Annotated in this window: 7 protein-coding genes; 4 read left to right on the plus strand and 3 right to left on the minus strand. The window is 56.7% G+C overall.

The features are described 5' to 3' along the window. Positions 1-309 (plus strand): transposase (locus tag EVC45_RS42955; protein ID WP_248295485.1); only part of this gene is annotated, 309 nt, incomplete at its 5' end. Between the two features lie 239 nt (positions 310-548). Here the strand turns inward: EVC45_RS42955 and EVC45_RS42960 are convergent. Then, positions 549-1,481, minus strand: a complete 933-nt coding sequence (locus EVC45_RS42960) for a LysR family transcriptional regulator (protein ID WP_129964141.1) — start codon at positions 1,479-1,481, stop codon at positions 549-551. 652 nt (positions 1,482-2,133) lie between these two features. Between EVC45_RS42960 and EVC45_RS42965 the strand changes: the two genes are divergently transcribed. Continuing rightward, positions 2,134-2,847: a hypothetical protein gene (locus EVC45_RS42965; protein ID WP_129964142.1), complete on the plus strand. Its 714-nt coding sequence runs from the start codon at positions 2,134-2,136 to the stop codon at positions 2,845-2,847. 637 nt (positions 2,848-3,484) lie between these two features. Then, a complete protein-coding gene (locus tag EVC45_RS42970) occupies positions 3,485-4,804 on the plus strand; it encodes an acetyl-CoA carboxylase biotin carboxylase subunit family protein (protein WP_129964143.1) in 1,320 nt (439 codons plus the stop codon). Here the strand turns inward: EVC45_RS42970 and EVC45_RS42975 are convergent. Beyond that, a complete protein-coding gene (locus tag EVC45_RS42975) occupies positions 4,801-5,709 on the minus strand; it encodes a LysR family transcriptional regulator (RefSeq protein ID WP_129964144.1) in 909 nt (302 codons plus the stop codon). The two genes, EVC45_RS42970 and EVC45_RS42975, sit on opposite strands and share 4 nt — an antisense overlap. A 228-nt stretch (positions 5,710-5,937) precedes the next feature. On the opposite strand from EVC45_RS42975, the gene nodB reads away from it, so the two are divergent. Continuing rightward, complete coding sequence (gene nodB / locus EVC45_RS42980; protein WP_129964145.1) at positions 5,938-6,627, plus strand: chitooligosaccharide deacetylase NodB; 690 nt, start codon at positions 5,938-5,940, stop codon at positions 6,625-6,627. 24 nt (positions 6,628-6,651) lie between these two features. On the opposite strand, the gene EVC45_RS42985 is transcribed toward nodB, so the two are convergent. After that, positions 6,652-7,258 (minus strand): IS630 family transposase (locus EVC45_RS42985; protein ID WP_211193582.1); only part of this gene is annotated, 607 nt, incomplete at its 5' end.

The following is a 7,258-nucleotide window of genomic DNA, read 5'->3' on the forward strand; positions in this document are numbered from 1 at the left end:
CAGGGCTCAACCGTCAGTCTGGATGGCGTCTACGACTGCCGCGAAAACCGCCGTGCGATCTTCAACCGCGGCATGAGGCCCAACATTCCCGAGAACCCGCGTGGGCGCAAGGCACCGAAGCGCGGTCGCAGACGGCATTTCGACGCGGCCATCTTCGCGGAGCGCTTCAGCACCATCGAGCGCGTGTTCGCCTGGGAGGACACCTTCCGCCGCCTGCTGCTGCGCTTCGAACGCATCAGTGCCGTGCACTACGCGCTCAAGACGCTCGCCTACACGATGATCAACCTGAGGCACTACTGCCGCAGCTGATCGCGGCCCTCAGGGCGGCCTGTCGCTACTTCGCCGGCGCATTGCGCCATGGCCGCGCACGTCGTTACCATGTCGATCACTTCGCAAATCACACTTCCGCTTCGCGTTGCCTGTCTTGCCAACTCATGCATTTCATGAAACATATGCATTACTGATCAAATGCAACTTCAGTCTGCTTGAAACCCGCAATCAGTTGGCCGAAATATCACCTGTTCGACGCCACCACGGCGCGACGTCATCTAAACCCGACCACGCGTTGGCATCGCGGGCTGCTCCGTCTTGAATATTCCGTGCTCTGGCGAGTTCAACTGCAGCGAGCGAAAGAGGAACCGTTGAAGTGCAGTAGCTGCGGATGTTCGGTCGTTCCAGTTCTCCAGAGTAAATAGACCGAATTCCGCCACTGGCGGCATCGGCAACCCGACAGCCTGCGGATCGATCGCGTGCATGGTATCGCGGCGCACGTGCCAGTCGAGCAGCACTGCAATACCGAGTCCTGCCTCAACGGCCGACTGCACCGCCGACAGGCTTGTGCTCGTACATGCGACACGCCAGGCGATGCCGGCGTCGAGTAACGTCGCAAAAAAAATCTCCTGCCACCGGCACGCGCCGCCGAACGCAACAATCGGAAGCGGGCCCTCGCCGAGGTCCGTGTTCCGGGTACGTGCCGCTGCCCAGCGAAGCGGATGCCGCCATGTAACGATCGGCTCCGCGTGAATCAGCGCTGGGTCGCCGATCGCGAAATCTAGTGTGTTGCTTGCGAGCCGCTGCGATAACGCCGGGCTCGCGTCGACAACAATCTCCAGCGCTACGTCCGGATAGAGCGCAGAGAACTGCCGCAACGCATGTCGAAGGTGGCTCATTGCGATGTCTTCCGGAATGCCGACCCTCACGGTGCCAGAAACGTCGCCCTCACTCAGGGCGGAGCGAGCCGCGAGGCCAATGTCGAGGAGCTTGTGCGCATATGGCAGTAACACATTGCCCGCCGTGGTCGGCTTTACGCCGCGCGGTGAACGTTCGAGCAAGCGTTGGCCAACCTCATCTTCGAGCCGCCGAAGGGCCATGCTGACAGCAGCCTGTGTCCGATGGAGAGCCATCGCAGCATTGCTCACACTGCCGGCTTCTACAACCGTCACGAACGTACGCAGCAGCGTGCTGTCGAGATCACGAATCATCAATTTCCCTCATGCAGACATAAAGATTATCAGCTTATACCACGCATACCCCTGCGGTTAATATCCTACCGTCACTAGTCAGGGAACATGGATGCGAAAAAAGTTGCACGAGAAACACGCCGAATACGCCCTGCGGGGAATACCCGAGTCGCTGATGAACCCGGCCCTTCGAGCTTCGCCGTGTACCTGATCGAACAGCCGCCACCGAACGGGCGAATGCACCTTCCAGTGAAGGTGCAATACTGCAGACAAGCACAGTTTGACGTTGTGGCCTCAAGTCATCTCGTGCCCACGTCATGGCGCTCCTCGATGAGGAGTTCTAGGCTCGTGGGCCTATCGGAGCCCGGATACGTCCAGTTTCCAGTTAACTGCAATTAGCAAACAATAGGTTGAAGCATTGCGTTCCGCAGGCTCTCACGCAATGCTAGCCGAAAAAAAAGCCCAAGAATGTTTGACAGTGTTGCCCTCTTATCGCACGACGACCGCAGTCGCGGTTCGAGTCTAGAAGCTCCCGGAACGCCCGCGAGCCTGATTTACGCATCGAATCTCTCCGCAGGAACGCTCCGAGGTGCCCGGCTGATCTCCTCGACGCGTTTATAGCAGCCCAGTTCACTCGTTTCTTTGCCTTCTTCAATTTCTAACCGGAGGTCACGTGAGTACAGCCAACGATCGTATTTATTTTGAGCAAGTCGCTCAACAAGCCGTGGAACAGATGTTCGCAACTTCGCCCGAAACCGCAGCGTTCCACCGTGGCGATTGGATCGACAGTGAGTACTATCGCCGCCACCTTGTAGAAACCGTATTGCGAATCCGACTCAATAACGAGGTCGACGCGTTCGCACTCTATAAAATCGGCTGCAAGGACAACACACTCGCACAGATCCTCGCGCAATACTTGGCAGAAGGATACGGGCATGAGGGGAAATTCCTCCACGACCTCAAGAAATTCGGCGTATCTGCCAATGACGTCGACCGGATTGCACCGCTCCACAGCACAGACAAGCTGATCGGCTACCTTTATCTGAGCATTGGTCGCAACGGTCCGCTGCCGACGATGGTCTGGAACTGGCTGCTAGAATGGTATACCAATCGCTACAGCAAGAGCATCACAGAAGCCGCCGCGCGGGCGTTCGGCCACGATCATGTTAAAGGATCGCTCGATCACATTCAGTACGCAGAATCGCACAAGCACTATGACATCATCTGGATTGCCCTTCAGCGGGCAATAGGCGGTTGGGGCAGCATTGAAACTGCGGAAATGTATCTCCGCAACTTCGTCGGCCTGATCCACGAATATTTCGATGAGTTGCGTGTGGCGACCGTGCCCCGGACGGAAACCGTAACGTCGCGGGAAGCGGCCACATGACTGCCGTCATCCTGGTTGCGGAAGCGTCATCCGGTATGGCACTTGTCGACGCCACAGTTCGTCAAGGTATCGTCGCGCTTGCATTTTTGCGTGCCGCGCCGCCTCGACTGCGAGCTTCTGTTGTGTGCTCCGAGGAGGTGGGCGTTGCTTCGCAGACCGCGCTCGGCGTCTTCCCATGCTCAGGCGAGTCACCGTGGACAGTTCAGCGCTCGCGGAGTTTGCCCGGGAGCAGCGTAATCGGCGCAAATACCGACTGGTTAAACTGAACAAGTCGAACTTGTTGTCGAAACTGATGATACGCAGCCATATTTGCAATCCAAGCCCACGCAGCTCCTGCAATGCGAACGCGGCGATGCGACGTGCCTGAGCATCGTACGGTTCGTCAAGTCCATATCAGGGGACTTCGCGGCCGGCGCCGAAGTGGCAAGTGTGCGCCACCATCCGGTCTCAAAGGAGACGAAGCTCCACGCCCACGGCCCCTGCACTGTCGCGAGACCAATTGCTCTCTTAACCCCTCCCAGACATGTCCGGCTCACCACTGCAGATCGCCCCGACGCCAAACCCGGACATCGCCAAACCGCTCTGTGCGCTCAAATCTGATCAAGCCGATAAAAATATCTGAACAAGTTGCTTCAACATGAAAGCCAATCATCCTGCTAAGGGTAACCGCATCGTCGTGCTTAACCGGTGGTCCGACGGCTTCGCTGCCTATCAGCGCTACATTGATCATGCGGCGAACAAGATCGCATACGTCTGCACACCCAACAGTGTTGCCGCGCTTGGCGCCTCTCGCATTGCACACGTCGAACAGCTATCTGACATCCTCGATGAAGAATCGCTGCATACGGCCGTGCGCGCATGTTGTTCAGCGCTCGGCGGCATCGACAGGCTAGTCGCCTTATCCGAATTCGACCTTATAGCGGCCGCGCGACTCCGCAATTCGTTCGATATCCCCGGCGACCTTCCCGAGACCGTCGTGCGCTTTCGAAATAAGGCCGTTATGAGGAATACTATCGCCGCAGCTGGCCTGCGTGTACCGCGGTTTGCAGCCTTGGAAGATCTCGCGCTTACCAAGGCGGCGACTACCACTGTGATGCGTTTTCCGATAATCGTGAAACCGCGATCAGGTGCGGCGAACATAGGGTCACGGCGCATCGACACCCGTCCTGAGTTCGATGCACTGTGGCCGATACTACCGCTTGCCGAGTACGATTGCGAGGAGTACATCGACGGTCCGGTTTATCACGTTGACGGCTTCCTTCTGAATGGCGCATTGGTTATCGGGCGCGCGTCTCGCTACATCAACACTTGTGTGCAGTTTGCGCAAGGTGAACCACTCGGTTCGGTGATGCTCGACCCTGGTCCTCTAAATGAGGCGCTGATCGCATTCTCAGTAAAAAGTCTGCGCGCGCTGGATTTCAGAAATGGGCCATTCCATCTTGAGATAATCCGGGGCTGCGATGGATTGTATTTCCTTGAGGTTGGCGCCCGCGTCGGTGAAGGAGAAATCCCATTCCTCTTTCACGATCTGTACGGCGTTGACCTGTTCGCCCTCTGGGCCGCGCAGCAGTCAGGTGACAAGGTGCGCTTAGCCACTCAGGTGCAAGCCGCGTTAGACGCGTCAGCATCGTCCGCCCGTGGTGGATTCCTCATGTTGCCGGAGCCAGTGGGCAAAGTATTCGTCGATGCAAAATTGCTACGAGAGATCCCCGGGCTTTACGATGCGGTTTTCCCCAAGCCACATCATTTCTTCGACGGCACCGGCGGCTACGCCACCCTCCTCGCGCGCTTCCGCTACCGCGCTGAATTGGAGCACGAAATCGCCACAGCAATTCATGCGACATTAGACAATTTCCAATACACGCTCGCCGAGATTGCCACGCCCCCCTTCACCGCGGCGCCAGCGGCTCCAATGGTTCATGCCGGCAGGCATTCCCCGCCGCGTCCGCCTTGCTAGATGCAGTTTCGCGCCTCCTCCAGGAGGAGCTCCCGCATCCAGATACTCGCAGGATCGCCGTTATGGAGGGAAGGCCATTGGATCGCTTCAGTGAAACAGGAAAGTGGCAGCGGGACTTCGACGATCCGCAGCGGGGTTACTTCCGCGAAATACTTTGCCAACCTCAAAGGAATCGTAGCGATACGGTTAGTATGCAGCAGGACCCGCGGGATCAAGTCGAAGGTAGGCACAATAACCTCTTCTCGCCTCTTGAGACCTAGATCGAGTAAGAAAAACTCCTCGATCGAAGGTCTCCGTGCACGCCCAAACCTCACTGTTACGTGTCCCATCGCCATGTACTTCTCGAGCGCCAGCCGGCGGGACAACTGTTTGTTCGTCGGACAGCCCACACACACAAGCTTCTCCTCAAAGAGCCGTGCTTTAGGATGCGCATCAGCCAACAACAGCTCCGGCAGGATCAAAAAATCGGCGTCCCCACGCCGAAGCAGCTCACCCGGCTCGTCATCAGGGAAAAGCAATTCGAAACCGATCGAAGGAGCCTCGCGCGCTACACGCTTAATGACATTCTGGAAATAGACCAGAGTCATAAAGTCGGACAGGCACACCCTGAAGCGGCGATTCGACTTGTCCGGTCGAAACACGTCTCGCGAAATTATCGAAAGCTGGATGTGCGATAAGGCTTCCCGAACAGGTCCGGCGAGCTCCGTCGCTCGCGCAGTGGGGACGAACTCACGACCTCTCATTACAAACATGTCGTCGCCGAAATAATCGCGTAATCGAGCGACGGCGGCGCTCATGGCAGGCTGGCTCAGATTGACGCTTTGCGCCGCAGCCGTCAAGTTGCGCTGCGTCATCAGCGCATCCAGCGCGACGAGAAGATTCAGATCAAGGCCTTTGAATCGCATGTTCCAGTATCCGCCTTATGGATGAGACATATCGAAACAATCGATTGTACAAATTATTTGCGATAACGCAAAGTTGCGACAATTCAAATTCAATAGGGAACATCATCCGCGTCTGTCGTAGTACTGATTGATCATCCGCAAAATCCCGCATAGTGAGCCGCATTTGGCGATCGAGCCTATCGGCAGATCGAACGATGCAGGGCATGTATCGGACGCGATGGAAAAGCTATGAACCACCCAGACTATTTGACGGAAGTGCGCAGCGACAGTGATTGTGCCGATCGTCGTCGTAAGGTTTACCTTACATTTGATGACGGACCCGATCCCATATGGACGCCGAAAGTACTCGACATATTGGCATATGAGCAGGTGGAGGCTACTTTTTGTGTCATTGGCGCGTACGCGGCGGAATATCCACAACTGATTGAACGGATCGTCTCGGAAGGTCATGAACTCGCTAACCACACCATGACACATCCAGATCTTTCGAAATGTGAGCCGGACTTGGTCCGCCGTGAAATACGGGAGGCGAATGCGATTATCAAGGAGACATGTCCTCCAGCGGAGGTGAAGTATATCCGTGCGCCATACGGAACCTGGACGGAAGACATAATCGGAGAATCGAAGAAGGCTGGACTGACCGCGCTTCACTGGTCAGTAGACCCGCGGGATTGGTCTCAACCGGGTGTCAATGCCATTGCTGATGCGGTGATGGCATCAGTCCGGCCGGGGTCGATTGTGCTGTTGCATGATGGAAGTCCGCCCGGAGAGTCGAACTCCGATGTTCACACTACGTCCCGCGGACAGACGGTCGATGCTCTCTCGCGTCTAATCCCTGCATTGAAGGCGCGCAAGTTCGTGATTAGTCCACTTCCTGGTTGTAGATCCAAGACTGACCGAATGAGTTCGCAGCTGTAAACGCTAGTCTGCACAAGGCATTGACTAGCCACTCATTGCAAAGGGTTCCCTATATTCACCTCGAGAGATCGTGCACGATTCTGGCGCACAATCAAAGGCAAAACGGATTTCAAATTCCGAACCATAGCCGCCGAGCAGTTTGGCGATCTCTGTATCGATCGTTTCCTTCGTCCAGTTGACGAAACGCCGCCAGTGATACTTGGCGTGTTTCCAGACGATTTCAATCAGGTTCAGCTCAGGACTGTACGGCGGCAGATAGAAGAGCACCATACGGTGGTCGAGAAACCAGCGGTCGATGGTTTCCTGATCGATATTGTGATGAATCGAGGCGTTATCGAGCACCACCACAGTCATCAGGCCGGGCGCGCCTTCCTGCGCGACCTGATCAAGAAACTGGATGACGTCCGGGCGCTTGATGGTTGCCTTGCTGGCTTCATGCTTTAGAAGGTTGGCGCCGAAATCAAATGCACCGAGGACCGAACGTCTGCAATGAGGCTGCGGTAAGACGTGATGCGGCTCGCCGACTGGCGACCAGCCGCGCTGCACCGGAGGTGAGGCAGAGAACCCTGACTGGTCGAAGTAGATCAGGCGGCACGCCCCATCGCGAGCCGCCTGCTGCAGCTTTGAGAGC

The organism is Paraburkholderia sp. UYCP14C (genome assembly GCF_004197395.1).
Taxonomy (GTDB): Bacteria; Pseudomonadota; Gammaproteobacteria; order Burkholderiales; family Burkholderiaceae; genus Paraburkholderia.